The 23,504-nt window shown below is 68.6% G+C and carries 21 protein-coding genes; 3 read left to right on the plus strand and 18 right to left on the minus strand.

Annotated features, from left to right (window positions below):
* Positions 1–3 precede the first annotated feature (3 nt).
* The 8 genes from deoA to AC1DVI_RS21000 all read right to left on the minus strand — a co-directional run bounded on the left by deoA (position 4) and on the right by AC1DVI_RS21000 (position 8,491).
* Entirely contained in the window at positions 4–1,326 is a 1,323-nt protein-coding gene (gene deoA, locus AC1DVI_RS20965; protein WP_476959620.1) for a thymidine phosphorylase, read from the minus strand.
* 37 nt (positions 1,327–1,363) lie between these two features.
* Positions 1,364–2,251 carry a deoxyribose-phosphate aldolase gene (gene deoC, locus AC1DVI_RS20970; protein ID WP_476959621.1) on the minus strand — a complete coding sequence of 296 codons (888 nt, stop codon included), beginning with the start codon at positions 2,249–2,251 and terminating at the stop codon, positions 1,364–1,366.
* Positions 2,248–3,081, minus strand: coding sequence for a purine-nucleoside phosphorylase (locus AC1DVI_RS20975; RefSeq protein ID WP_014240013.1), 834 nt, complete (start codon positions 3,079–3,081; stop codon positions 2,248–2,250). Before AC1DVI_RS20975 ends, deoC begins: the two co-directional genes overlap by 4 nt.
* 15 nt (positions 3,082–3,096) lie before the next feature.
* The gene (gene cdd / locus AC1DVI_RS20980; RefSeq protein WP_476959622.1) at positions 3,097–3,510 is read right to left on the minus strand and encodes a cytidine deaminase; all 414 of its coding nucleotides are present in this window, start codon (positions 3,508–3,510) and stop codon (positions 3,097–3,099) included.
* On the minus strand, positions 3,510–4,484 hold the full coding sequence (locus AC1DVI_RS20985) for an ABC transporter permease (protein WP_476959623.1): 975 nt from the start codon (positions 4,482–4,484) through the stop codon (positions 3,510–3,512). The genes cdd and AC1DVI_RS20985 overlap by 1 nt, the downstream gene beginning before the upstream one ends.
* On the minus strand, positions 4,477–5,625 hold the full coding sequence (locus AC1DVI_RS20990) for an ABC transporter permease (protein ID WP_476959624.1): 1,149 nt from the start codon (positions 5,623–5,625) through the stop codon (positions 4,477–4,479). The genes AC1DVI_RS20985 and AC1DVI_RS20990 overlap by 8 nt, the downstream gene beginning before the upstream one ends.
* Before the next feature lie 115 nt (positions 5,626–5,740).
* Positions 5,741–7,276 (minus strand): ABC transporter ATP-binding protein, encoded by a 1,536-nt coding sequence (locus AC1DVI_RS20995; protein ID WP_476959625.1) that lies wholly within the window; start codon positions 7,274–7,276, stop codon positions 5,741–5,743.
* A 216-nt stretch (positions 7,277–7,492) separates the two neighbouring features.
* Positions 7,493–8,491: a BMP family lipoprotein gene (locus AC1DVI_RS21000; RefSeq protein WP_476959626.1), complete on the minus strand. Its 999-nt coding sequence runs from the start codon at positions 8,489–8,491 to the stop codon at positions 7,493–7,495.
* A 242-nt stretch (positions 8,492–8,733) separates the two neighbouring features.
* Between AC1DVI_RS21000 and AC1DVI_RS21005 the strand changes: the two genes are divergently transcribed.
* Positions 8,734–9,396, plus strand: coding sequence for a LysE family translocator (locus AC1DVI_RS21005; RefSeq protein WP_247876521.1), 663 nt, complete (start codon positions 8,734–8,736; stop codon positions 9,394–9,396).
* Positions 9,397–9,415: 19 nt separating this feature from the next.
* On the opposite strand, the gene AC1DVI_RS21010 is transcribed toward AC1DVI_RS21005, so the two are convergent.
* Positions 9,416–10,093, minus strand: coding sequence for a DedA family protein (locus AC1DVI_RS21010; RefSeq protein ID WP_476959627.1), 678 nt, complete (start codon positions 10,091–10,093; stop codon positions 9,416–9,418).
* Between the two features lie 221 nt (positions 10,094–10,314).
* Between AC1DVI_RS21010 and AC1DVI_RS21015 the strand changes: the two genes are divergently transcribed.
* Positions 10,315–12,015, plus strand: coding sequence for a methyl-accepting chemotaxis protein (locus tag AC1DVI_RS21015; protein ID WP_476959628.1), 1,701 nt, complete (start codon positions 10,315–10,317; stop codon positions 12,013–12,015).
* 24 nt (positions 12,016–12,039) lie between these two features.
* Here AC1DVI_RS21015 and mrdA read toward each other — a convergent pair whose 3' ends face one another.
* The 5 genes from mrdA to AC1DVI_RS21040 all read right to left on the minus strand — a co-directional run bounded on the left by mrdA (position 12,040) and on the right by AC1DVI_RS21040 (position 17,491).
* Positions 12,040–13,917 carry a penicillin-binding protein 2 gene (gene mrdA / locus AC1DVI_RS21020; RefSeq protein ID WP_476959651.1) on the minus strand — a complete coding sequence of 626 codons (1,878 nt, stop codon included), beginning with the start codon at positions 13,915–13,917 and terminating at the stop codon, positions 12,040–12,042.
* 45 nt (positions 13,918–13,962) lie between these two features.
* Entirely contained in the window at positions 13,963–14,487 is a 525-nt protein-coding gene (gene mreD / locus AC1DVI_RS21025) for a rod shape-determining protein MreD (RefSeq protein WP_149167911.1), read from the minus strand.
* Positions 14,484–15,353: a rod shape-determining protein MreC gene (gene mreC / locus AC1DVI_RS21030; protein ID WP_476959629.1), complete on the minus strand. Its 870-nt coding sequence runs from the start codon at positions 15,351–15,353 to the stop codon at positions 14,484–14,486. Before mreC ends, mreD begins: the two co-directional genes overlap by 4 nt.
* A 90-nt stretch (positions 15,354–15,443) precedes the next feature.
* Positions 15,444–16,484, minus strand: a complete 1,041-nt coding sequence (locus AC1DVI_RS21035) for a rod shape-determining protein (protein ID WP_014240000.1) — start codon at positions 16,482–16,484, stop codon at positions 15,444–15,446.
* A 464-nt stretch (positions 16,485–16,948) separates the two neighbouring features.
* On the minus strand, positions 16,949–17,491 hold the full coding sequence (locus tag AC1DVI_RS21040) for a TIGR00645 family protein (protein ID WP_476959630.1): 543 nt from the start codon (positions 17,489–17,491) through the stop codon (positions 16,949–16,951).
* A gap of 190 nt (positions 17,492–17,681) precedes the next feature.
* Here AC1DVI_RS21040 and phoU point away from each other — a divergent pair, with 190 nt between their 5' ends.
* A complete protein-coding gene (phoU, locus tag AC1DVI_RS21045; protein ID WP_035672701.1) occupies positions 17,682–18,386 on the plus strand; it encodes a phosphate signaling complex protein PhoU in 705 nt (234 codons plus the stop codon).
* Between the two features lie 80 nt (positions 18,387–18,466).
* Here phoU and ilvC read toward each other — a convergent pair whose 3' ends face one another.
* From ilvC to AC1DVI_RS21065, 4 genes are all read right to left on the minus strand, one after another.
* On the minus strand, positions 18,467–19,486 hold the full coding sequence (gene ilvC, locus AC1DVI_RS21050) for a ketol-acid reductoisomerase (protein WP_035672698.1): 1,020 nt from the start codon (positions 19,484–19,486) through the stop codon (positions 18,467–18,469).
* A 176-nt stretch (positions 19,487–19,662) separates the two neighbouring features.
* Positions 19,663–20,169: an acetolactate synthase small subunit gene (gene ilvN / locus AC1DVI_RS21055; RefSeq protein ID WP_014239995.1), complete on the minus strand. Its 507-nt coding sequence runs from the start codon at positions 20,167–20,169 to the stop codon at positions 19,663–19,665.
* A 50-nt stretch (positions 20,170–20,219) separates the two neighbouring features.
* Positions 20,220–21,983, minus strand: a complete 1,764-nt coding sequence (locus tag AC1DVI_RS21060; RefSeq protein ID WP_476959631.1) for an acetolactate synthase 3 large subunit — start codon at positions 21,981–21,983, stop codon at positions 20,220–20,222.
* 304 nt (positions 21,984–22,287) lie between these two features.
* Complete coding sequence (locus AC1DVI_RS21065) at positions 22,288–23,502, minus strand: aminotransferase-like domain-containing protein (protein ID WP_476959632.1); 1,215 nt, start codon at positions 23,500–23,502, stop codon at positions 22,288–22,290.
* Positions 23,503–23,504 lie beyond the last annotated feature (2 nt).

Consider the following 23,504-nt stretch of genomic DNA (forward strand, 5'->3'; position numbering starts at 1 on the left):
CTTTTACAGCCGGATGCGGTCGGCAATCAGCGGCCCGGCCGGCGGGGCGGCGTCGGCCACGGTGAAGGCGCGGCGGAGCAGCGCCGCAGCGTCCTCCGCCTGCGCCGCGCTGCGGGCGTGGACGACGGCGAGCGGGCGCCCGGACGGCTCCACCGAAGCGCCCAGCCCGGCGACGTCGGCCAGCCCGACGGCGAAATCGATGGGATCGGTCGTCCTGGTCCGCCCGCCGCCCAGGGCCACCACGGCGATGCCGACCGCCCGCACATCGATGGCCGCCACCACGCCCGCCCGCTCGGCGAAGACCGGCTGGACGACGGGGGCGGCGTCCAGATAGCGGTCCGGCGCGTCCAGCAGGTCCGCCGGGCCGCCCAGCGCGTGGACCATGCGGGCAAAGCGCTCGGCGGCCTGCCCGCTCGCCATCGCCTGGTCGAAGCGGGCGCGGCCGGCGGCGGCGTCGGGGACCAGCCCGGCCAGCACCAGCAGTTCGGCGGCCTGGGCGGCGGTGACCTCGTAGAGCCGGGGGTCGGCCGTGCCGCCGCGCAGGATGTCGATGCACTCCCGCATCTCCAGCGCGTTGCCGGCGGTCAGGCCCAGCACCTCGTTCATGTCGGTCAGCAGGGCGACGGTGGGCAGCCCGGCGCCCTCGGCCACGGTGACGAGGCTGTCGGCCAGCTCACGCGCCTTGGCAATGTCGGGCAGGAAGGCGCCGGAGCCGAACTTCACGTCCATCACCAGCGCGTCCAGCCCGGCCGCCAGCTTCTTCGACAGGATCGAGGAGGTCAGCAGGTCGATGGTCTCCACCGTCGCCGTCACGTCACGGATGGCGTAGAGCCGGCGGTCGGCGGGGGCGATGTCGTCGGTGGCGCCGATCACTGCGCAGCCGACCTCCTTCACCACCCGCTCCAACGTCGCCCGGTCGGGCTTGGCGCGGTAGCCGGGGATGCTCTCGAACTTGTCGAGCGTGCCGCCGGTGTGGCCCAGACCGCGCCCCGACACCATCGGCACGAAGCCGCCGCAGGCGGCCAGCGCCGGGGCGAGGATCAGGCTGACCTTGTCGCCGACGCCGCCGGTCGAATGCTTGTCGACCACCGGGCCGGGCAGGTCGAGATGGTCCCAGCGCATCACCGTCCCGGAATCCCGCATGGCCAGCGTCAGGGCCACCCGCTCCTCCAGCGTCATGCCGCGGAAGAAGACGGCCATGGCGAAGGCCGCCGCCTGCCCTTCGCTGACGGAGCCGTCGGTGATGCCGCGCACGAAGGCGCCGATCTCCGCCGCGTCCAGGCGTGCGCCGTCGCGCTTCTTGCGAATCAGTTCCTGGGGAAGCATCCGTGCGTCCGTTCCGTGGTCGAGTCTGTCGCGCGGATCAATAGCCGGCGGTGGCCGGCTGGGCAACCGCCCCACCGCCCTTGCCGTCGCCCTTGCCGTCTTTCCCGTCCTTGCCTTCGCCCTTCCCCTCTCCCTTGCCGCCACCATGGCCGGCGACGGCGAGCAGCGAGTCCAGCAACCCCGACGCGCCGAAGCGGAAGGTCTCCGGTTTGGCCCAGCCCTTGCCCTGGATCACGGTGGCGAGCGCCAGGAAGGCTGCCGCCCCATCGGCGTCGCGGATGCCGCCCGCCGCCTTGAAGCCCACCGGCTTGCCCGATTCATGGATGACGTGCAGCAGCAGCGCCGCCGCCTCCAGCGTCGCGGCCGGCTGCACCTTGCCGGTGGAGGTCTTCAGGAAATCCGCCCCGGCGGCGATGGAGTCGCGGGCGGCCCAGGCCAGCAGCTCCGGATCGGGGAAGCAGCCGGATTCCAGGATCACCTTCATCGTCACGTCGGTCCCGCAGGCCTCGCGGCAGGAGCGGATCACGTTCATCGGCTGGGTGCGGGCGCCGTCGATGAAGGCGCGGTAGGGAAGCACCACGTCGATCTCGTTCGCGCCGTCCTTGATGGCCGCCTTGGTCTCCGCCGCCACCGCCGCCGCGTCGGCCTCGCCCGAGGGGAAGTTGACGACGGTGGCGATCTTCACGCCGCTGCCCTTCAGCGCCTTGCGCGCGGTCTTGACGAAGCGCGGCCAGACGCACACCGCGGCGACCTTGCCAGCGGGGGTGACGGCGCGCTTGCACAGCGCCTCCACCGTCTGGTCGGTGTCGTCGTCGTTCAGGCTGGTCAGGTCGAGCAGGCCAACGGCGCGGCCGGCCCCCTTGGCGTCGGCCTTGACGGCGGTCGCGCTGTCGAGCGCCCGTTGCAGATCGGCGGGAAGTTTCATGACCGGCGTCCTTCGTCTATGTTCAGCCCGTCGAGAAAGCCGGTCAGCAGCCGCTCCAGGTCGGAGGCGGCGGCCGAGGCGGCGCGCAGGGTCTGGTCATGGTCCACCGGCCCGTCGCCGAGTCCCACACCCAGGTTGGTGATGACCGCGCAGCCTACGACCCGAAGGCCGCAATGCCGCGCGACGATGCATTCGGGCACCGTGGACATGCCGACCGCGTCCGCCCCCAGGACCTTCAACATCCGGACCTCGGCCGGCGTCTCGAAGGAAGGGCCGGGATAAGCGGCGTACACGCCCTCGACCAGATCGATGTTCAGCTCCAGCGCCCGGCGCCGCATCAGCGCGCGCAGGGCGGGGTCCCAGGCGTCGGTCATGCTGGGGAAGCGCGGGCCGAAGCTGTCCTCGTTGGGGCCGGTCAGTGGGTTGGCACCCAGCATGTTGATGTGATCGGAAATCGCCATCAGCCGCCCCGGCCCGACCTCCACCCGCAGGGAGCCGGCGGCGCAGGTCAGCACCAGCGTGTCGCAGCCGGCCAGCTTCAGCGCGCGGACCGCCGTCTTCAGGGCGTCGAAACCGTTGCCCTCATAGGCGTGGACGCGCCCCTGCATGCAGGCGACGGGCTGCCCGCCGAGATGGCCCAGCACCAGCCGGCCCATATGCCCCTCCACGCTGGGCAGCGGGAAGCCGGGCAGGTCGCCGTAGGGCATGACGGTCGCCCCCTCGATCCGATCGGCGACCCCGCCCAGGCCGGAGCCGAGCACGATCCCAACCCGCGGGCGGAAGCCGGGGACCCGGTGCAGGATTTCCGCGGCGGCGCGTGCGGCGGTCATGGCGGTCAGTTCCCCTCAGAAATCGAGATTGTCGGGGCCGAAGGAGTGCGGCAGCAACTCCTCCAACGTAAACGTGCGGCGAAGCCCTTCCGGTCCACAGACATGAATCGGCGTGTCGGGTTTGGCGAATTCGCGCAGGCGCTGGCGGCAGCCGCCGCAAGGCGTGCAGAGTCGGCCGTCGCCGGCCTGACCGCCCATCACCGCGATTTCCCGGACGGTCCGGTCCCCGGCCAGGATCATCGCCCCGATGGCCGAGGCCTCGGCGCACTGGCCCTGCGGGTAGGCGGCGTTCTCCACATTCGCCCCGGCGTGGATGCGCCCGGATTCGCCCAGGATGGCCGCACCGACCGAAAAATGAGAATAGGGCGCGTAGGCCTGCGCCATCGCGTCGCGGGCGGCGGCAATCAGGGAATCCGGCGGGTCGCTCATCACCGCTCCTTCACATAGGGGACGCCGCTGGCCCTGGGCGCCACCGCCCGGCCGACGAAACCGGCGAGCAGAAGCACGGTCAGCACATAGGGCAGCATCTGGATGAACTGCACCGGAACCACTCCGACCACCGGAAGCGGCACGCCCTGCAGGCGCACCTGCACCGCGTCGGTGAAGGCGAACAGCAGGCAGGCGAACAGCGTCGGCCAGGGTCGCCATTTCCCGAAGATCAGCGCGGCCAGCGCCAGATAGCCCTTGCCCGCCGTCATGTCGCGCACGAAGCCCGCGCCGTGGGCGGTGGACAGATAGGCGCCGGCGATGCCGGTCAGCACCCCGGTGATGATCACCGCCTGATAGCGCAGCCGCGTGACCGACAGGCCCGCCGTGTCGACCGCCGAGGGGTTCTCCCCCACCGCGCGCAGCCGCAGCCCGAATCGCGAGCGGGTGAACACCCAATGGGTCGCCACCACCAGAAGGATGGTCAGCCAGATCAGCACGTTGGCGTCGTCGATCAGTTCCCGGTAGACGGGACCGAGGACCGGAATCCCGGACAGCGCCTCCATACCCGGCAAATGGACCTGCGGCAGCCGCGCCTCTCCCGGCAGCAGCGGAGTCTGGCCACCCTGGCGGAACCAGGCGTAGGCCAGGGTCGGCGCCAGCCCGGCGACCAGGATGTTGATCGCCATGCCCGACACCACCTGGTTGCCCCTGTGGGTGATGCAGGCGAAGCCATGGACCAGCGCCAGCGCCACCGAGGCCGCGACGGCGGCGCCCAGCCCCAGCCAGGGGTTGCCGGTGGACGACGCGACGGCGGCGGCAAAGAAGGCGCCGGCCAGCATCTTGCCCTCCAGCCCGATGTCCACCACCCCCGCCCGCTCGCTGTAGAGCGCGGCGAAGGCGGCGAGCACCAGCGGGGTCGCCACGCGGATGGTGGCGTCGGCCAGCAGCAGGACGACGAGCAGGGCGTCATCCATGCGCCGCTCCTCCGCCGCGGCGGCGGAACAGCGCCTCGACGCGCGGCTTAAACAGGTTTTCCAGCGCCCCGGCGAACAGGATGACGAGGCCCTGGATGACCATCACCAGCTCCCGGTTCACGGTCGGGTATTCGAAGGACACCTGCCCGCCCCCCTGCGCCAGCACGCCGAACAGCAGCGCCGCCAGGACGATCCCCACCGGATGGTTGCGCCCCATCAGCGCCACGGCGATGCCGACGAAGCCCACCCCGCCGGTGAAGTTCAACAGGATGCGGTGCTGCACCCCCATGATCTCGTTCACCCCGACGAAGCCGGCAAGCGCCCCGGAGATCGCCATGGCGAGGATGATGTTCCGCGCCGGCGAGATGCCGGCATAGACCGCCGCCCGCTCGTTCCGCCCGACTGTGCGGATCTCGTAGCCCCAGCGGGTCCGCCACAGGAACAGGTAAAAAAATACGCCGCAGGCCAGTGCCCACAGGAAGGACAGGTTCAGCGGCGAGGCCGGGATGGCGACGCCGACCCAGCCGAGCGCCCGGTCCATGGTCGGCAGCCAGACGCCCGGATCGAACTCCCGCGTTTCCGGGGACTGCGATCCGGGGCGGATCAGCACGTCGACCAGCAGATAAGTCATGATCGCGGCGGCGATGAAGTTGAACATGATCGTCGTGATGACGATGTGGCTGCCGCGCTTGGCCTGGAGCCAGCCGGGAACCGCCCCCCAGACCGCCCCGAACAGCGCCGACAGGGCCACCGCGCCCAGCGCCGCCACCGGCCAGGGCCAGCCGGTCAGGGCCAGCCCGACCAGCCCGGCCCCCAGCCCGCCGAGATAGGCCTGCCCTTCCCCGCCGATGTTGAACAGCCCGCAATGGAAGGCGATGGCGACCGCCAGCCCGGTGAAGATGTAGCTAGTCGTGTAGTAAAGGGTGTAGCCGATGGCCTCGGGATAGCCGACCGCCTCGGTCACCAGCAGCGCCAGCACGTCCAACGGATTCTCGCCGATCACCAGGATGGCCAGCCCGGACAGGACGAGGGCGGCCAGCAGGTTCAGCAGCGGCAGAAGCGCGTAGCCGACCCAGCCGGGCACCGCGCCCGGCCGGCCAAAGCCCCGGCCCGTCACCTCCTGCGCCGCGTCCTGCGCCATCCCGGCTCCATCCGTGGTGATTTCCGTTCACAGGCCGGACGGCTCGAACGTCCCTGCCCACAGGAAAGTGCCCCGCGCACGGGACCAGCGCAAGCGGGAGCGTTCGGGGAATGCCTTACGCTGCCTCCGCCACCCCGGCCATCATCAGGCCGAGGCGCCGCTCGTCCGCCTCGCCCGGGGCGACCTCGCCGACCAGACGGCCGTCGAACATGACCAGGATGCGGTCGGACAGAGCGCGAATCTCGTCCAGTTCCACCGACACCAGCAGTATCGCCTTGCCCTGGTCGCGCAGAGCCACCAGACGGCGGTGGATGAACTCGATGGCGCCGATGTCCACGCCGCGGGTGGGCTGGCCGACCAGCAGCAGGTCGGGGTTCCGCTCGATCTCGCGGGCCAGCACGATCTTCTGCTGGTTGCCGCCGGAGAAGTTGGCGGCGGGCAGGCGCGGGTCGCGCGGGCGCACGTCGTAGGCGTCCATCTCCGCCGCGCAGCGGTCGAACAGCGCGCGGCGGTCCATCAGGAGCCGCCCATTGAAGGCCGGATCGCCCTGATGGCCGAGAATCGCGCATTCCTGCGCCTCGAAACCGGTGACGAGGCCGACCCGCTGCCGATCCTCCGGCACATGGCCGACGCCGAGCGCGCGCAGCCCCCGCGCGGTGAAACGGGCGGGCTGGTCGGTCAGCTCCTCCCCACGCAGGCGGACGGAGCCGCCCGCCGGCGGGCGCATGCCGGCCAGCGCCTCCAGCAGCTCGGACTGGCCGTTGCCGGAGACACCGGCGATGCCGACGATCTCCCCGGCGCGCACGGTCAGGCCGACGCCCTTCACCCGCTCCACCCCGGCGCCGTCGCGCACGCGCAGGCCGGAGACCTCCAGCACCGCCGAGCCGGGCGTGGCCGGCGCCTTCTCCACCCGCAGCAGCACCTTGCGCCCGACCATCAGCTCGGCCAGCGCCTCGCGGCTGGTGCCGGCGGTGGCGACGTTGGCCACCACCTGCCCGCGGCGCATGACCGTCACGTTGTCGGTCAGCTCCATGATCTCGCGCAGCTTGTGGGTGATGATGACGACCGTCTTCCCCTGCCCCCGCAGCGCGCGGAGGATGCGGAAGAGGTGGTCGGTCTCCTGCGGGGTGAGGACGCCGGTCGGTTCGTCGAGGATCAGGATGTCGGCGCCGCGGTAGAGCGCCTTGAGGATCTCCACCCGCTGCTGCGCGCCCACCGGCAGCTCGCCGACCGGGCGGTCGAGATCCACCTCCAGCCCGTAGTCGCGGGCCAGCCGGGTCAGCTCCGCCCGCGCCCGCGCCATCCCGGCGGCCAGGGTGACGCCGCCCTCCGCCCCCAGCAGCACGTTCTCCAGCACCGTGAAGGGATCGACGAGCATGAAATGCTGGTGGACCATGCCGATCCCGGCGGCCAGGGCGTCGCGCGGGCTGCGCAGCGCCACCGGGTTGCCGTCCACCAGGATCGTGCCGCCGTCGGCCGGCAGATAGCCGTAGACGATGCTCATGATCGTCGATTTGCCGGCGCCGTTCTCGCCGATCACGCCGTGGATGGTGCCCTTCGGCACGGCCAGCGACACGTCGCGGTTGGCATGGTTGGCGCCGAACCACTTGTTGACGCCGCGGGTTTCCAGGGCGGGAGGGTGTCGGGGCATGGGGTGTCTTTTATGAAGAGGTTCTTGCCCCCACCCTTCCCACGGCTTCGCCGCGGGCCCCTTCCCTCCCCCGCTCTCGGCGGACCAAAGGTCCGCCTGCCGCGTCAGCGCAAACCTTTGGTTTGCGCGAGAGCTTCGCAGGAGAGGGAGCTTATCCCCTCCCCTGCGACAGCGGGGGAGGGTTAGGGAGGGGGCAACCGTTCGCTGATCAAACCCTCACGGCTGATACGGCTTCACCACCAGTTCGCCCGCGATGATCTTGCGCTTGGCGTCCTCGACGGCCTTTTCCATCTCCGCCGTGACGAGCTTGCGGTTGTTCTCGTCGAGCGCGTAACCGACGCCCTCCTCCTTCAGCCCGACGACGCGGTGCCCGGCCGTCCAGCCGCCGTCCTTGGCCGACTTCATGCAGTCGTAGACGGTCACGTCCACCCGCTTGACCATCGAGGTCAGGATCTTGCCCGGATGAATCCAGTTCTGGTTGCTGTCCACTCCGACGCCCAGCTTGCCGGCGTCCGCAGCGGCCTGGAGCACGCCCAGCCCGGTCGCCCCGGCCGCCGCGAAGACCACGTCGGCGCCGCGCCCGAACTGGCTCTTGGCCAACTCCGCCCCGCGGGTGGGGTCGTTCCAGGCGGCGGGGGTGGTGCCGGTCATGTTGGTGAAGACCTCCCCGTCCGCCTTCACATGGCGAACGCCCTGCTCGTAGCCGGTGAGGAAGTTGCGGATCAGCGGGATGTCCATGCCCCCGATGAAGCCGACCTTCCCGCTCTGCGAGGCCAGCGCCGCCAGCATGCCGACGAGGAAGGAGCCCTCATGCTCCTTGAAGGTCACCGACTGGACGTTGGGCAGGTCCAGCTTATCGTCGATCAGGCAGAATTTCGTGTTGGGATACTCCCGCGACACCTTGTCCACGGCCGCGGACTGGGAGAAGCCGACCGCCGTGATGACGGTGGCGCCGCGCCGCGCCATGTTGCGCAGCGCCTGCTCGCGCTGGCCCTCGTTGGTGACCTCGAACTCGCGGTAGACGATCCCGGTCTCCTTCTTGAAGCGCTCCGCCCCGTTGTAGGCCGCTTCGTTGAAGGATTTGTCGAACTTGCCGCCCTGGTCGAACACCACCGCCGGCATGAATTCGTCCGCCGCCAGGGCGGAGCCCGCGGCGGGAACGGTCGCCGCCGTCAGCGACAGGGCCAGGATGGTCAGAATGCGCGTCATCGTCATCGCTCCGCTTCCCCATTCCGGTGCGCCCGCTTGCCGGGTCCTGGCAGCCAGGATAGCCGCTCCTCCCACCCGGTGACAGAGGGCACATGGAAGAGGGATTTTCGCCGCAGGTCACGGCCATTACGGGACATCCTCCCGCGCCGCCGGATGACGGGCCGGTTGACGGAAGGGCGATGGCCCGCTATCACGCCCGCCATTGCCCAGAGGAGGGGCCCGGAGGAGGGAATCGCAGATTGGATGAGGTGATCGGCGTGCATGGTCTGGTGGTGCTGCTGCAGGGCATCGTCCTTGGAATCGCCATCGCCGCCCCCGTCGGTCCCATCGGCCTGCTCTGCATCCGGCGCACGCTGCAGCACGGGCCGCTGATGGGCTTCTTCACCGGCTTCGGCGCCGCCGTGGCCGACACCATCTACGGCGCCATCGCCGCCTTCGGCGTGTCCGCCGCGCTGGACTTCCTGCAAGGGCATGAGATCGCCTTCCAGCTCGTCGGCGGCATCTTCCTGATCGTCGTCGCCATCCGCACCTTCCGCCAGAAGCCGGAGGACGAGGAGCGCGAGGCCGCCAGCGCGCCCGACACTCCGTCCTTCCTCGGCGGCTTCATGACCGGCCTGTCGCTGACCCTGACCAACCCGGCGACCATCATGGCCTTCATTGCCATCTTCGCCGGCTTCGGGCTGGGTGGAAATCTGGGTCGGGTGGATGCCTCCACGCTGGTGGCCGGCGTCTTCATCGGCGCCTCGCTGTGGTGGTTCACCCTGTCCATGGGCGTCGCCGCCGTGCGCCACCGCATCTCCGATCGCGGGCTGACCCGGCTGAACCATTGCACGGGGGTGGCGCTGGCGGCCTTCGGCCTCTGGGCGCTCGGCATGGCCGTCACCGGCATGGCCGGCTGGGCCATGGGGTGAGCCCTTAAAGTCTGAGCGGCTAAGGGCTGAGCGGCGCCCCCGCCACCGGCGGATCGCCGTCCGGCCCACGGGACGACTTCTGGGCGCGGCGGATGCCGTGGAAGTGGCTGGCCAGCCGGTACAGGTACAGCCCGACCAGGACCACCAGCAGGCCCACGGTGAAGTAGCCCACCAGACTGTGCGCGAAGGGCCAGCGGGACAGCATGTAGCCGGTCCAGGCGAGCAGCAGAGTCCACAGGATCGATCCGGCTCCGGAATAGAGGCAGTACAGCGGGATCGACATCCGGCAGGCCCCCGCCGGGATCGAGATCAGCGTCCGCACCCCCGGAACCGGCTGGGTCAGGAAAACGGCGATCCCGCCATGCTTTCCAAACCACTCCGTGCTTCGTCGGACCTTTTTGGGGTGGATCGTCAGCCAGTGGCCGTAGCGTTTTAAAAAGGCTTCCAGCCGGTCCCGGCCCATCAGCCGACTGGGCAGAAACCAGACCAGCTGCCCGGCCAGCGAACCCAGCCCACCGGCCAAAGCGACACCGAGCAGGTTGTACTCGCCCTGCGCCGCCGCGATGCCGGCCAATGGAATGACCGACTCGGCCGGAACTGGCGGAATCACCCGCGCCAGGACCAGGAGCAGGAAGATGCCCACGTAATTCATCGTGTGCATCACATCCACCAGCCAATTGGTCAGCCCGTCCGCCATTTCAGTCCATCCAATTTTTTGTCCCTCTGGAACAGGGTTCAACGGCAGACGGTTCCTGGCCCGTCAATGGGGCGAAAGAGAGGGGTACCACCTTCTCCTTTCCTGTTTGACCGACATCAAAGCGCAGACGCCCTGAATTTTATAAGAATCCCTTCCATACCTGCCCTTTTGCAGGCCCCATCCTGTGCGGGCCATCCGGGCTTTAATGGCGGAATTCCCAAATGCAGCTTGGCAATCTGAAGATTTCCACCAAGATCCTCTCCATCATCGTTTTTCTGGCTGCGATCTGTGGTGGCATCACCGCCACGTCGATCGCCGGTCTGGACGCGCTGAGCCGCGCTACCGACGAAATCCAGTTGGCCGGCGAAGAAATGAAGTTGGGCGCGCGCATCAACCGGATGGTTGTTGAACTGAACCGCGACGAGTACCGGCTGGCCGCCAATCCCGGCGATCTGGAGCAGATTCTCCCGTCCATCGGCAAGACGCGCGAGGCCGTGAACGGGCTGCTTGCCAAGGTCAAGGGAACCAGCGACGCGGAGCAGAGCCGTATGCTGTCCTCGTTCGAGAGCGCCCTGGCGCGCTATTACAAGGAACTTGAAGACACGATCGCCGTTGCGCGCCGGATCAAGGGCGGCAGCGATCTGACCCAAAATCAGCGCGACATCCTGGCGTCGGTGGATGCAAGCGCGACCGCCGCGCGGGCACTTCAGAATCTGACCATCGCCTACACCAGCTACACCGACGAAAAGGCGTCGCGGCTGTCGCAGGATGCGTCCGCCCTGGCGGAATCCCGGTCGGTCCAGCTCGTCACCGCCGCCTCCATCGGCATCCTGGCGGGGCTTCTGCTCGGCTGGACGGTGTCCCAGTTCGGCATCGTCCGGCCCGTCAAGGCCATCGTCGGCTGCCTGCGCGGCCTTGCCGACGGCAACCTGGACACCTTGCTGTACGGCACCGGACGCAAGGACGAGGTTGGGGAGATCGCCGCCACAGCGGAGGTGTTCAAGACCAACCTGATCCGCAACCGCGCGATGGAGCGCGAGGCCAAGGAGGCCGCGGCCAGGTCCCAGGCGGAGAAGCGAGCGGCGATGCTCGACCTCGCGGGCCGGTTCGAAGCGCGGGTGGGGGTCATCGTCAACGACGTCGGCGGCGCCGCGACGGAGCTTCAGGCCACCGCCTCCCAGCTCTCCGCCGCGGTCGAGGAAGTCAGCGCCCAGTGCGGCGCCGTGGCCGGTGCGTCGGAAGAGGCCAGCGCCAACGTGCAGACCGTCGCCGCGGCGTCGGAGGAAATGTCCGCCTCCATTCACGAGTTGGCAGAGCGCGTGTCCCGCGCCGCCGCCCGCTCCAAGGCCGCGGCGGAGGGAGCCGATCTGGCGCAGACCCAGCTCGATTCCCTGTCCGGCGCCATCGAGCAGGTGGACCAGATCGTCGCCGCCATCAACTCCGTCGCCTCCCAGACCAACCTGCTGGCGCTGAACGCGACCATCGAGGCCGCCCGCGCGGGCGAGGCCGGCAAGGGCTTCGCGGTGGTGGCGCAGGAGGTGAAGAACCTCGCCAACCAGACCCACGCGATGACGGAGCAGATCGGCAACCAGATCGCCGCAGTGAAGAGCGCCTCCGGCCGGACGGTGGACGCCATGCGCGCCATCATCACCCAGGTCGAGGACATCGACCGCTCCACCGCGGAGATGGCCGCCTCCGTCGAGCAGCAGAGCGCGGCGACCGGGGAGATCAGCCGCAACGCCCAGCAAGCGGCCAACGGCACCGCTGAAGTGTCCAGCAACGTCGTCGGCATCCAGCAAGCGGAAGCGGAGACCAGCGCCGCCACCCACAGCGTGAAGGGAGCCGCCGACCAGTTGGCCGAACGTGCGGCCGGCCTGAAGCGCGAGGTGGACCAGTTCCTGGCCGAGGTACGCGCGGCATAGGCATCCGCGCGTTCGGAACGCCCCTCAGCCCCGGGTATCGCCCGGCGGCGGGGGCGGCGGAGCGCTCTCCGCCACGGCGGCGCGGCCCGGGTCGCGCTTCTGGCATTCCAGCAGGATGTCGCGCGCGATCGGCGCCGCCGCGGTGGAGCCGCCGCCGCCATGCTCCACGAACACCGCGCAGGCGTAGCGCGGGGAACTGACCGGCGCGTAGGAGATGAACAGCGCGTGATCGCGCTCCCGCCAGGGCAGATCCTCGTTCTTCTTCACGCCGGTGCTGCGCTCCGCCATGGTGATGCGGCGAACCTGGGCGGAGCCGGTCTTGCCGGCCATTTCATAGCCGGGTTCGGTGATGCGCGACTTGTAGGCGGTGCCGTTCGGCGCGTTGGTCACCTCGTAGAGGCCGCGCAGGACGAGATCGAGGTTCTCCTTCTTCACCCCGATCGGCGGCCAGCTCGTCTGCTCGCCCGACAGCGCCTTGATCTGCTTGGTCAGGTGGGGCTTCACCGCGAAACCGCCGTTGGCCAGCCGCGCGGTCATGGCGACGAGCTGCATCGGGGTGGACAGCACGTAGCCCTGCCCGATCGCCGCGATCAAGGTCTCGCCCTGCGCCCAGGGTTTGCCCAGAGCACCCTTCTTCCAGTCGATGGACGGGATCAGGCCCGGCCGCTCGTGCGGCAGGTCCAGCCCGGTCAGTTGCCCCATGTCGAAGCGGTTGGCCATCTCGGCGATGCGGTCGATGCCGATCCGCCGCGACACGTCGTAGAACCACACGTCGCAGGAATGGCGCAGCGCGCCGACCACGTCCACCGTGCCGTGCCCGCCTTTCTTCCAGCAATGGAAGCGGTGGTCGCCGAGGTCCATGTGGCCCGGACAGAAGACGGTGTGGTTGCGGCTGATCACCCCCGACTCCAACGCCGCCAGGGCCACCACCGGCTTGAAGGTGGAGCCCGGCGGGTATTGCCCGGCCACCGCCTTGTTGTTCAGCGGGGTCGCCTGGTTGGACAGCAGCTCCTCCCACAGCTCGGCGCTGATGCCCATGGTGAACTGGTTGGGGTCGTAGCTGGGGTGGGAGCACAAGGCGTAGATGCCGCCGGTGTGCACATCCATCACCACACTGGAGGCGCTGACCTCCTGCGCCAACCGCTGCTGCACGAATTTCTGCAACCCGATGTCGATGGTCAATTGGACCTCGCGGCCCGGCTGCCCCTCGTCGCGCGACAGCTCGCGGATGACGCGCCCGACCGCGTTGACCTCGAGCTGGCTGGTCCCCGCCGTGCCGCGCAGCGCCTTCTCGTGATACTTCTCCATCCCGGCCTTGCCGATGCGGAAGCCGGGCAGCGACAGCACAGGGTCGCCGTTCAGCTCCGCCTCCGACACCGCGCCGACATAGCCCAGGATGTGGGCGGTCGCCTCCGCCTCCGGGTAGTGGCGGATCTCGCCGACCTCGATGGCGACGCCGGGGAGGTCCGGCGTGTTCATCTCGATGGTGGCGACCTGCTCCCAGGTCAGGTTCTCGCGCACGGTGACCGGCACGAAGCGGCGCTTGCGGTGCAGCTCGCGCATCACGCGGCGGCGGTCGCCGTCGGTCAGCGGGACGATCTTGGAGATCTTGTCCAGCGTGTCCTGGATGTTGCGCGTGCGCTCCGACACCACGACGACACGGTAATTCTGCTGGTTCACGGCCAGCGGCGCGCCGAACCGGTCGACGATGGTGCCGCGCGAGGGGGCGACCAGCCGCAGGCTGATGCGGTTCTCCTCCGCCAGCATGGTGAAGCGCGCGGATTCCACCACCTGCAGGTAATAGAGCCGCCCGACCAGCGCGGACAGACCGGCGAGCTTCAGCCCGCCCAGCACGGCGGCGCGGCGGGTCAGCAGGCGGTAGCGGTCGGTGTCGCGATCCATCGCAGTCAAAGGCTCACATCCCCTGCCACATCATCCCTCGCCGCCTCATCCCTGCCCGTCATCCCTGAGGAACGCGCGATGGACACGGATCAGCGTCCAGGCGATCGCCGGAAAGAAGGCCATGGTCAGCAGCGCCTGGAACAGCGCCGGCCTGAACGGCAGCACCGTCGCCTGGAGCACCGAAAAGGCCAGCCACTGGATGCAGGCAACCCCCATCATGACCAGCCCGAAGCCGAACCACATCAGGGCGAAGGTGCTCGACGCCAGCACGCGCCGCTGGCTGGACACCGCCCAATGGACCAGCACCAGCACCAGCGCGTTCACCCCCAGAGGCCCGCCGGTCAGCAAATCCTGCAGGAGCCCGATCAGGAAGGCGGTGCCCGGCCCCATCAGGTCGGGCCGGTGGATCGCCCAATAATAGACGGCGATTGCGGTCAGGAAAGGCGCCACCGACGCATAGCCGGGCAGCGGCACCGGGATCATCCCGGCCAGCGCCAGCATGACCGTCACCGCGAACGGAGCAAGATTCCGCCCCGTCTTGTCCAGCCGCTGCCACAGGGTCAGCGTCATTTCGACTCGGACGACGGTTCCGCCTCGCTTCCCGGCAGCGTGAACTCAACCAATTGCAGGTGTTCCACCCGCGACAGGTCGACGTTCGGCTGAACCCGGACGCCACGTTCACCAGCCGAGGACACCACGCCCACCGGCAGGCCCGGCGGAAACTGCCCGCCATGACCGGAGGTCACCACCCGCTCGCCCACCTGCACCGGCGCTTCCGGGGGCAGGTAGAGGAGCCGGGTCTGGTCGGAATTGTCGCCCGCCATCACCGCCCGCTGGCGCGAGCGCTCCAGAACCACGGGAATGCGCGTGTTGATGTCGGTCAGCAGGAGGATGCGGGCCGACCACTCCCCGACCTCGATCACCCGGCCGACCAGCCCGCTGCCGGCGAGGGCCGCCTGCCCCTTGCGCACCCCGTCACGGCGGCCGGCGGTCACCACCAGCGTGCGCAGAAAGGAACTGCCCGGAGCGGCGATGACCCGCGCCGTGATGAAGGAGGAGGACGGCTCCGGCGTGGCCTTCAGCAGGGAGCGGAGGCTGATGTTCTCCGCCTCCAGCCGCAGCGCCGCCTGCTTCCATTGCAGCAGCCGCGCGTTCTCCGCCTTCAGCCGCTGGTTCTCCTCGAAAGCGTTCTGCACCTCGACCACCGACTCCACGACATGGGCGGCGGTGGCGGCGGGGCGCGAGATCGCGTCGAGGATCGGGGCGAAGGCGTCGGTCACCCGGGCGCGGGCGCTGTCCACCGACAGCGCGTCGATCCGGCCCACCATCATCAGCGCGACGGAGGCGAGCACCAGCAGGAGGAAGGAGAAGCGCTGGGCGAGCGCCCGCAGCGGGGCGGCGAGGCGCACGACGGAACCGGAATTGCGAGGCTTCACAGGATCATCCCGTCCAGGTACGCGATCCGCCCCCGGCTACGCCGGCGAATGGACGTGCCACCGGGGGAACCCAAGCGAGCAATACACCAATCAGTAGGCGCTGACCAAGACGTTTCGCAGCGTCTTCATCTCCTCCAGCGCCCGCCCGGTGCCCAGCGCGACGCAGGACAGCGGGTCGTCGGCGATCGACACCGGAAGGCCGGTGGCGTGGCGCAGGACGAAGTCCAGGTTGCCCAGCAGGGCGCCGCCGCCGGTCAGCACGATGCCCTTGTCCACGATGTCCGCGGCCAGTTCCGGCGCCGTGTGCTCCAGCGCGACCTTCACCGCCTCGACGATGGCCGACACCGGCTCCGCCAGCGATTCGGCGATCTGCCGCTCGGAGATGATGAGTTCCTTGGGCACGCCGTTCATCAGGTCGCGGCCCTTGATTTCCAGGATGCGGCCCTCGCCGTCTTCCGGCGGGCAGGCCGAGCCGATTTCCTTCTTGATCCGCTCCGCCGAGCCTTCACCGACCAGCAGGTTGTGGGTGCGGCGGATGTAGCCGATGATCGCCTCGTCCATCTTGTCGCCGCCCACGCGGACGGAGCGGGAATAGACGATGCCGCCCAGCGACAGCACGGCCACCTCGGTGGTGCCGCCGCCGATGTCCACGACCATGGAGCCGGTCGGCTCCGTCACCGGAAGCCCGGCGCCGATCGCGGCGGCCATCGGCTCCTCGATCAGGAAGACGCGGCGGGCGCCGGCGGCCTCCGCCGATTCCTGGATCGCGCGGCGTTCCACGGCGGTGGAGCCCGACGGCACGCAGATGATGACCTGCGGGCTGGCGAAGCTGCGCCGGTTGTGCACCTTGCGGATGAAGTGCTTGATCATCTCCTCGGCGACTTCGAAGTCGGCGATGACGCCGTCGCGGAGGGGGCGGATGGCCTGGATGTTGCCGGGCGTGCGGCCCAGCATCATCTTCGCCTCGTCGCCGACGGCCAGCACCTGCTTCTTGCCGCGGACGTTGGCGATCGCCACGACCGAGGGTTCGTTCAGAACGATGCCGCGCCCCTTGACATAGACCAGGGTGTTGGCCGTCCCCAAATCGATCGCCATGTCGGCGGAAAGCACGCCGAGGAGTTTGGAAAGCATGGACCCGACTAACTCTTCATTGCGGTTGAGACGGCCTTGCCGGCGATGTGCCCGCTCCGGTGCGGAGGGCCACGCCCGCCAACGGTTCCATAGACGAATGCCCCTTCGCGCTCAAGCGGAGAGTGCAGCCGGCACGCCTTGCCGAACCCTGTTGCCGGCGCCCGTGGGGCGGGTGCCGGCGCCGGTCCGGCGCTCTGGTCGATGGGAGACGGTCCTTGAGGCAAGGCCGGTCCCGGCGGAATGTCCAGTCCCCGAAGTCCTGGCGGAACGCCGTCCTCCGGTGCTCGCCACACTGCCGCGTCAGGGTTAATTTTCCGTCAACAGGAGGCGAAAACCTCCGGCGTCCGGCCAACCGCCCCGCTCGCGTCGGGGGTATCCTTAGGCTGATTCCCAACCCGCCGCAACGGCTTTGTGTCGGGCTTGAAACCGCTCCGGCGCCCCGGAGCCGGCCCCTTCCGGCTGCCTCAAGGATGATCGGATTTCGCCGACGCCGCAGCCTTGCCGTGCGCTCCGTGATGGCTCCCCTCCAGCCGGTCCATCAGGGCCAGCAGCACGCCCGACACCACGAAGGTCATGTGGACGATGACCATCCACATCAGGTTCTCCTTGCTGGTGTTGTCGATGTTCATGAAGCTCTTCAGCAGGTGGATGCCGGAGATCGCCACGATGGACGCGATCAGCTTCAGCTTCAGCCCGCCGAAGTCGACCTTGCCCATCCAGTCCGGACGGTCCTTGTGATCGGCCACGTCGATCTTCGACACGAAGTTCTCGTATCCCGAAAAGATCACCATCAGCAGCAGGTTGCCGGCCAGCGACAGGTCGATCAGGGTCAGCACGGCCAGCAGCACGTCCTTTTCCTGCATCTCCAGCACATGCGGGACGATGTGGAAGATCTCCTGCGTGAACTTCGCCAGCAGGAGCACCAGCGACACGACGAGCCCCAGATAGAAGGGGGCGAGCAGCCAGCGGCTGGCGAAGATGATCTGTTCGAAACGGCGTTCGATCATGAGGGTCGGCGTCCGTGCTTGGTCATAAGGGGTAGGAGCGCCGGACTCTTGCCATTTCGCACTTGCGAAATCAACCGTTCCCATGCCGCCCGCGCCGCATCGTCCCACGGCAAGAGGACTGGCCTGCGGGGCCGCGAAACTGTAACGTTCCCGGCCGTCCGCCGCACCGATACCGACAAGGCCCGCACCCATGAAGCACCCCGCCCCGCACATCGTCACCGCCTTCGAAGACGCCATGAAGCGGCTGAAGGCCAGCATCGTGCAGATGGCGGGCGCCGCGGAAACGCAGCTCGACGGCGCGCTGACCTGCCTGACCCAGCGCAACCCGGAGCAGGCCCGCGCCATCGTGGAGTCCGACGCGCGGCTCGACAGCTACGAGCATGAGATCGAGGCGAACTGCATGCGCATGCTGGTGCTGCGCCAGCCGGTCGCCGACGACCTGCGCGAGGTGATCGCCGCCCTGAAGATCGCCGGCAACCTGGAGCGCGTGGGCGACCACGCCGCCAACACCGCCCGCCGCGCCGTTTCCGTGGCGGAATTCCCCGAATCCCCGGCGATGAGCACACTGCCCAACCTGGGCCGCTTGGTGCGCCAGCGCCTGACCACGGCGGTGGACGCCTATGTGGACGGCGACGTCGAGCTGGCGCTGCGCGTCTGGCGCACCGACGACGAGGTGGACGCGCTCTACACCAGCCTGTGCGAGAGCATCAACCAGTCGGCGGCCCGCCTGCCGGAGATGTTCACCGCCCACATGCACCTGCTGTTCATCGCCAAGAGCCTGGAGCGCATCGGCGACCACGCGACCAACATCGCGGAGGTGGTGCATTTCGTGCACACCGGCCGGCCGCTGCTCGACGAGCGGCCGAAGGCGGACCGGTCGCGGGGGGATGTGTGAACGTGCTGCGGCGCTTGCCCCCACCCTAACCCTCCCCCGCTTCGCAGGGGAGGGAATTTTCTCCTCCCCCTGCGAACCGATCAGTTCTTGGACTTGTCGACCAGACGGCGCTCGGCGATCCACGGCATCATGGCGCGCAGCTTCTCACCGACCTGCTCGATCGAATGCTCGGCGTTGCGGCGGCGGGTCGCCTTGAAGGACGGCTGGCCGGCCTTGCACTCCAGCATCCAGTCGCGGACGAAGCGACCGGTCTGGATGTCCTCCAGAACGCGCTTCATCTCGGCCTTGGTCTCCGGGGTGATGATGCGCGGGCCGGTCTTGTAGTCGCCGTACTCGGCGGTGTTGGAGATCGAGTAGCGCATGTTGGCCATGCCGCCCTCATACATGAGGTCGACGATCAGCTTCACCTCGTGCAGGCACTCGAAATAGGCCATCTCCGGGGCGTAGCCGGCCTCGGTCAGCGTCTCGTAGCCGGCCTTGATCAGCTCGGTCAGGCCGCCGCAGAGCACGGCCTGCTCGCCGAACAGGTCGGTCTCGCACTCTTCCTTGAAGGTCGTCTCGATGATGCCGGCGCGGCCGCCGCCGATGGCCGAGGCGTAGGACAGGGCGATGTCCAGCGCGTTGCCCGAGGCGTTCTGGTGCACGGCCACGAGGCAGGGCACGCCGCCGCCGCGCTGGTATTCGCCGCGGACGGTGTGGCCGGGGCCCTTCGGCGCGATCATGAACACGTCGAGGTCGGCACGCGGCTCGATCAGGTTGAAGTGCACGTTCAGGCCGTGCGCAAAGGCCAGGGCGGCGCCTTCCTTCAGGTTCTTGGCGAGGTCGTCGCGGTACAGGTCGGCCTGCAGCTCGTCCGGGGTGAGGATCATCACCACGTCGGCCCAGGCGGCGGCCTCGGCCGGGGACATGACCGTGAAGCCGGCGTTCTCAGCCTTCTTGATGGTGGCCGAGCCCGGGCGGAGGGCGATGCGCACGTCCTTCACACCGCTGTCACGCAGGTTGTTGGCGTGGGCGTGGCCCTGGCTGCCGTAGCCGACAATGACGACCTTCTTCCCCTTGATCAGGTTCACGTCGGCATCACGATCATAATAGACGCGCATGGTGGTCTTCCTTGGATTTTTCGATCTGGTGGTGCGGGTTTTGCGCAGCGGAATTACTCCACCGGCGAAAGGGCCGCGTCAAGCAGAACACTGTTCGGTAGACGGATAAAGGACGGCGGGCTGGGTCGCTTCAAACTCATGGCCCCCTGTCATCCCTGGCCGTCATAAGGCCAGGATCAGAACCCGGTGGCTCCCTTGGACATGGCGACGACGCCGGTGCGGCTGGCCTCGACGAGGCCGAGCTGGGCCATCAGCCCGACGAAGTCGTCGACCTCCGCCGTCGTGCCGGTCAGTTCGAACACGAAGGAGGTCAGGGTGGCGTCCACCACCTTCGCCTTGAAGATGTCGGCCAGACGCAGCGCCTCGATGCGGCGCTCACCGGTGCCGGCGACCTTGACCAGCGCCAGTTCGCGCTCCACCGACGGTCCCTCGTCCGTCAGGTCGTGCACCTTGTGCACCGGCACGAGGCGGTCGAGCTGGGCCTTGATCTGCTCCACCACCATGCGGGTGCCGGAGGTGACCAGGGTGATGCGCGACAGGTGGTCGGCGTTGTTCACCTCCGCCACCGTCAGGCTTTCGATGTTGTAGCCGCGGCCCGAGAACAGGCCGATGACGCGGGCCAGCACGCCCGGCTCGTTGTCCACCAGCACGGCGATGGTGTGCTTCTCGATCTTCTCTTCCACGATCCGTACTCCGCCAGAGGGCCTTCAACCGTTCGTCTTGGTCGCCGCGATCAGACCAGCACCATGCCGTCCTCCGGCGTGGCGTCGGACGGGCTGTCCTCCGGACCGAACAGGATTTCGTTGTGGGCCTTGCCGCCGGGGATCATCGGGAAGCAGTTCTCCTTCGGGTCCACGGCGATGTCGATGATGCAGGGGCGGTCGGTGACGGCCAGCATCTTCTCGATGACCTCGTCCACCTCGGCCACCGTGGTCGCGCGCAGGCCGACGCAGCCCCAGCTTTCCGCCAGCTTCACGAAGTCGGGCAGCGCCTCGGAGTAGCTGTTGGAGTAGCGGGAGCCGTGCAGCAGCTCCTGCCACTGGCGCACCATGCCCATGTACTTGTTGTTCAGGATGAAGATCTTGACCGGGGCGCGGTACTGCACCGCCGTGCCGATCTCCTGCATGTTCATCAGGAAGGACGCCTCGCCCGACACGTCCACCACGATGGCGTCGGGGTGGGCGAGCTGCGCGCCGATGGCCGCCGGCAGGCCATAGCCCATGGTGCCCAGGCCGCCGGAGGTCATCCAGCGGTTCGGCTCGTCGAAGGGCAGGAACTGGGCGGCCCACATCTGGTGCTGGCCGACCTCGGTCGTCACGTAATGGTTCTTGCCGCGCAGCGCCTCGCGCAGCCGCTCCAGCGCGTACTGCGGCTTGATTACCGCCTCGGTGCGGTTGTAGTTCAGGCAGTTGCGGGCGCGCCAGCCCTCGACCTGACCCCACCACTCCTTCAGGGCGGTCTGGTCGGCGCGCTTCTGGCGGGCCTTCCAGATGCGGATCATGTCTTCCAGAACGGCGCCGGCGTCACCGACGATGGGGATGTCCACCGCGACGTTCTTGTTGATCGAGCTGGGGTCGATGTCGACGTGGATCTTCTTCGAGCCCGGAGCGAACTCCGACAGCTTGCCGGTCACGCGGTCGTCGAAGCGGGCGCCGATGTTGATCATGACGTCGCAGTTGTACATGGCGAGGTTCGCCTCGTACGTCCCATGCATGCCCAGCATGCCCAGCCACTGCGGGTCCGACGCCGGGAAGGCGCCCAGCCCCATCAGGGTCGAGGTGATCGGAAAACCGGTCATCTTCACGAACTGGGTCAGCAGCTTGCCCGCGATCGGGCCGGCGTTCACCACGCCGCCGCCGGTGTAGAAGATCGGGCGCTTGGCGGTGGCGATCAGCTCGATGGCCTCCTCCACGCGGGCGATCTCGGGCTTCACCTGCGGGCGGTAGGTCTTGTGCTTCACCTCGGTCGGCGGGACGTAAGTGCCGTCGGCGAACTGCACGTCCTTCGGGATGTCGACCAGCACCGGGCCGGGACGGCCGCTGCGCGCCACGTAGAAGGCCTCGTGCATGGTGCGGGCGAGCTGGTTGACGTCCTTCACCAGGTAATTGTGCTTGGTGCAGGGGCGCGTGATGCCGGTGGTGTCGGCCTCCTGGAAGGCGTCGTTGCCGATCAGGTGGGTCGGCACCTGCCCGGACAGGCAGACCAGCGGAATGCTGTCGCACAGCGCGTCCAGCAGACCCGTCACGGCGTTGGTGGCGCCGGGGCCGGAGGTCACCAGCACGCAGCCCACCTTGCCGGTGGAGCGGGCGTAGCCTTCCGCGGCGTGCACGGCGGCCTGCTCGTGCCGGACGAGGATGTGCCTGATGTCGTTCTGCTGGAAGATGGCGTCGTAGATCGGAAGTACCGCGCCGCCCGGATAACCGAAGATGATGTCGACGCCCTGGTCCTTCAGGGCCTTGATGACGATCTGCGCGCCGGTCAGCTTCTGTTCGGGCATAGCTCACGACCTTCCAATGGGGGCCCCTCTTTTCACGGGCGGCCCTGTTCCTTCTCAAACCCCGGCGATGGCCTGCTGGGAAAACAAGGGGTTATCCCCAAAGGCGAAGGCCGGGACCGGCAAACTAGACAATCCGCCGGTCACCGGTCAACCCATTTTGCGAATGATCGAAAAGATTTTTTGCCGCAGTTTTTCCAAATATTTCGCAAGCTGGAAAGACCGCCCTCCCCGCGAAGCCGCCGCAAACGCGAACGGCCTGCCCCGCGGGTGCGGAGGCAGGCCGTTGCGCAAGACGTGGCGGAGGTTACGCCGCGACGGTCTGGAGCAGGCCGCAGAGGCGGCGGATGCCTTCGCGGATGCGCTCCGGGTTGTTGTTGGAGAAGCTGAGGCGCAGCGTGTTCTTCCCCGAGCGGTCGGCGTGGAAGGCCGAACCGGGGACGAAGGCGACGTTGGCCTCCTTGATGGCGCGGGCCAGCAGGTCCACCCCGTCGGTGCCCTCCGGCAGTTCGATCCAGACGAACATGCCGCCGTCCGGCTTGGTCCAGGTCACCCCGGCCGGAGCGAACTCGGCCAGCGCGGTCAGCATGGCGTCGCGGCGCTCCTTGTAGCCGGCGCGCAGGCGGCGGATGTGGCTGTCGAAGCTCTGCGACACCACGTCGTGCAGCACGATCTGGTTGATGGTGCTGGTGTGCAGGTCGCCGGCCTGCTTCATCAGCACCAGCCGGTTGACGACCTCGGCCGGGCCGTTGATCCAGCCCACGCGCAGGGCCGGCACCATCGTCTTGGAGAAGGAGCCGCAGAAGAGCACGTTGGTGATCTTGCCGCCGTTGCGGGCGGCGTCCAGCGCGGCGATGGACGGGATCGCCTCGCCCTCGTAGCGCAGCTCGGTGTAGGCGGCGTCCTCGACGATCGGCACGCCGTGCTTGGCGCAGAGGTCCAGCAGAGCCTCGCGGCGGGCCAGCGAGATCGTCGTGCCGTTGGGGTTCTGGAAATCGGGGACGAGGTAGAAGAACTTCGGCTTCTGCTCCAGCGCCGCCTCAACCGCGGCCAAATCCGGCCCCTCCGCGTCGCCGGGGACGGAGAGGTATTGCGGCTCGTAGGGCGAGAAGGCCTGGAGCGCGCCGAGATAGGTCGGGCGGGTCACCAGGATCTTCTCGCCCGGACCGATCAGCAGCTTGCCGACGAACTCCAGCGCCTGCTGCGAGCCGCTGGTCACCAGCACCTCGTCCAGCCCGGCCTGGATGCCGCGGCGGCCCATGTAGGCGCAGATCCACTCGCGCAGCGGCGTGAAGCCCTCGCTGATGGTGTACTGAAGAGCGCCGCCGGCCCCGCTGTTGGACTGGAAGATCTTCTCATAGGCGCGGGCGATGGCCGCCGTCGGGAAGAAATCGGGGTCCGGGATGCCCCCGGCGAAGGAGATGATTTCCGGCCGCTCGAGCAGCTTCAGCAGCTCCCGGATTTCCGAAGCCCCCATACCGGCGACGCGACCGGCAAACACGTTTCCCCAATCGACCGTCACTT

This window comes from Azospirillum sp. P4_B5 (assembly GCF_056402275.1).

Bases quoted from the DNA above. Each gene is read 5' to 3' on its own strand.
- mreD (WP_149167911.1), bottom strand. From the start codon at position 14,487: ATGACGCTGACCCTGTGGCAGCGGCTGGACAAGACGGGGCGGAATCTT.
- mrdA (WP_476959651.1), bottom strand. From the start codon at position 13,917: ATGGATCGCGACACCGACCGCTACCGCCTGCTGACCCGCCGCGCCGCC.
- phoU (WP_035672701.1), top strand. From the start codon at position 17,682: ATGAAGCACCCCGCCCCGCACATCGTCACCGCCTTCGAAGACGCCATG.
- AC1DVI_RS20995 (WP_476959625.1), bottom strand. From the start codon at position 7,276: ATGCCCCGACACCCTCCCGCCCTGGAAACCCGCGGCGTCAACAAGTGG.
- AC1DVI_RS21035 (WP_014240000.1), bottom strand. From the start codon at position 16,484: ATGCTTTCCAAACTCCTCGGCGTGCTTTCCGCCGACATGGCGATCGAT.
- ilvC (WP_035672698.1), bottom strand. From the start codon at position 19,486: ATGCGCGTCTATTATGATCGTGATGCCGACGTGAACCTGATCAAGGGG.
- AC1DVI_RS20975 (WP_014240013.1), bottom strand. From the start codon at position 3,081: ATGACCGCCGCACGCGCCGCCGCGGAAATCCTGCACCGGGTCCCCGGC.
- AC1DVI_RS21010 (WP_476959627.1), bottom strand. From the start codon at position 10,093: ATGGCGGACGGGCTGACCAATTGGCTGGTGGATGTGATGCACACGATG.
- AC1DVI_RS21040 (WP_476959630.1), bottom strand. From the start codon at position 17,491: ATGATCGAACGCCGTTTCGAACAGATCATCTTCGCCAGCCGCTGGCTG.
- AC1DVI_RS21015 (WP_476959628.1), top strand. From the start codon at position 10,315: ATGCAGCTTGGCAATCTGAAGATTTCCACCAAGATCCTCTCCATCATC.
- cdd (WP_476959622.1), bottom strand. From the start codon at position 3,510: ATGAGCGACCCGCCGGATTCCCTGATTGCCGCCGCCCGCGACGCGATG.
- AC1DVI_RS20985 (WP_476959623.1), bottom strand. From the start codon at position 4,484: ATGGATGACGCCCTGCTCGTCGTCCTGCTGCTGGCCGACGCCACCATC.
- AC1DVI_RS21060 (WP_476959631.1), bottom strand. From the start codon at position 21,983: ATGCCCGAACAGAAGCTGACCGGCGCGCAGATCGTCATCAAGGCCCTG.
- AC1DVI_RS21000 (WP_476959626.1), bottom strand. From the start codon at position 8,491: ATGACGATGACGCGCATTCTGACCATCCTGGCCCTGTCGCTGACGGCG.
- deoC (WP_476959621.1), bottom strand. From the start codon at position 2,251: ATGAAACTTCCCGCCGATCTGCAACGGGCGCTCGACAGCGCGACCGCC.
- AC1DVI_RS20990 (WP_476959624.1), bottom strand. From the start codon at position 5,625: ATGGCGCAGGACGCGGCGCAGGAGGTGACGGGCCGGGGCTTTGGCCGG.
- deoA (WP_476959620.1), bottom strand. From the start codon at position 1,326: ATGCTTCCCCAGGAACTGATTCGCAAGAAGCGCGACGGCGCACGCCTG.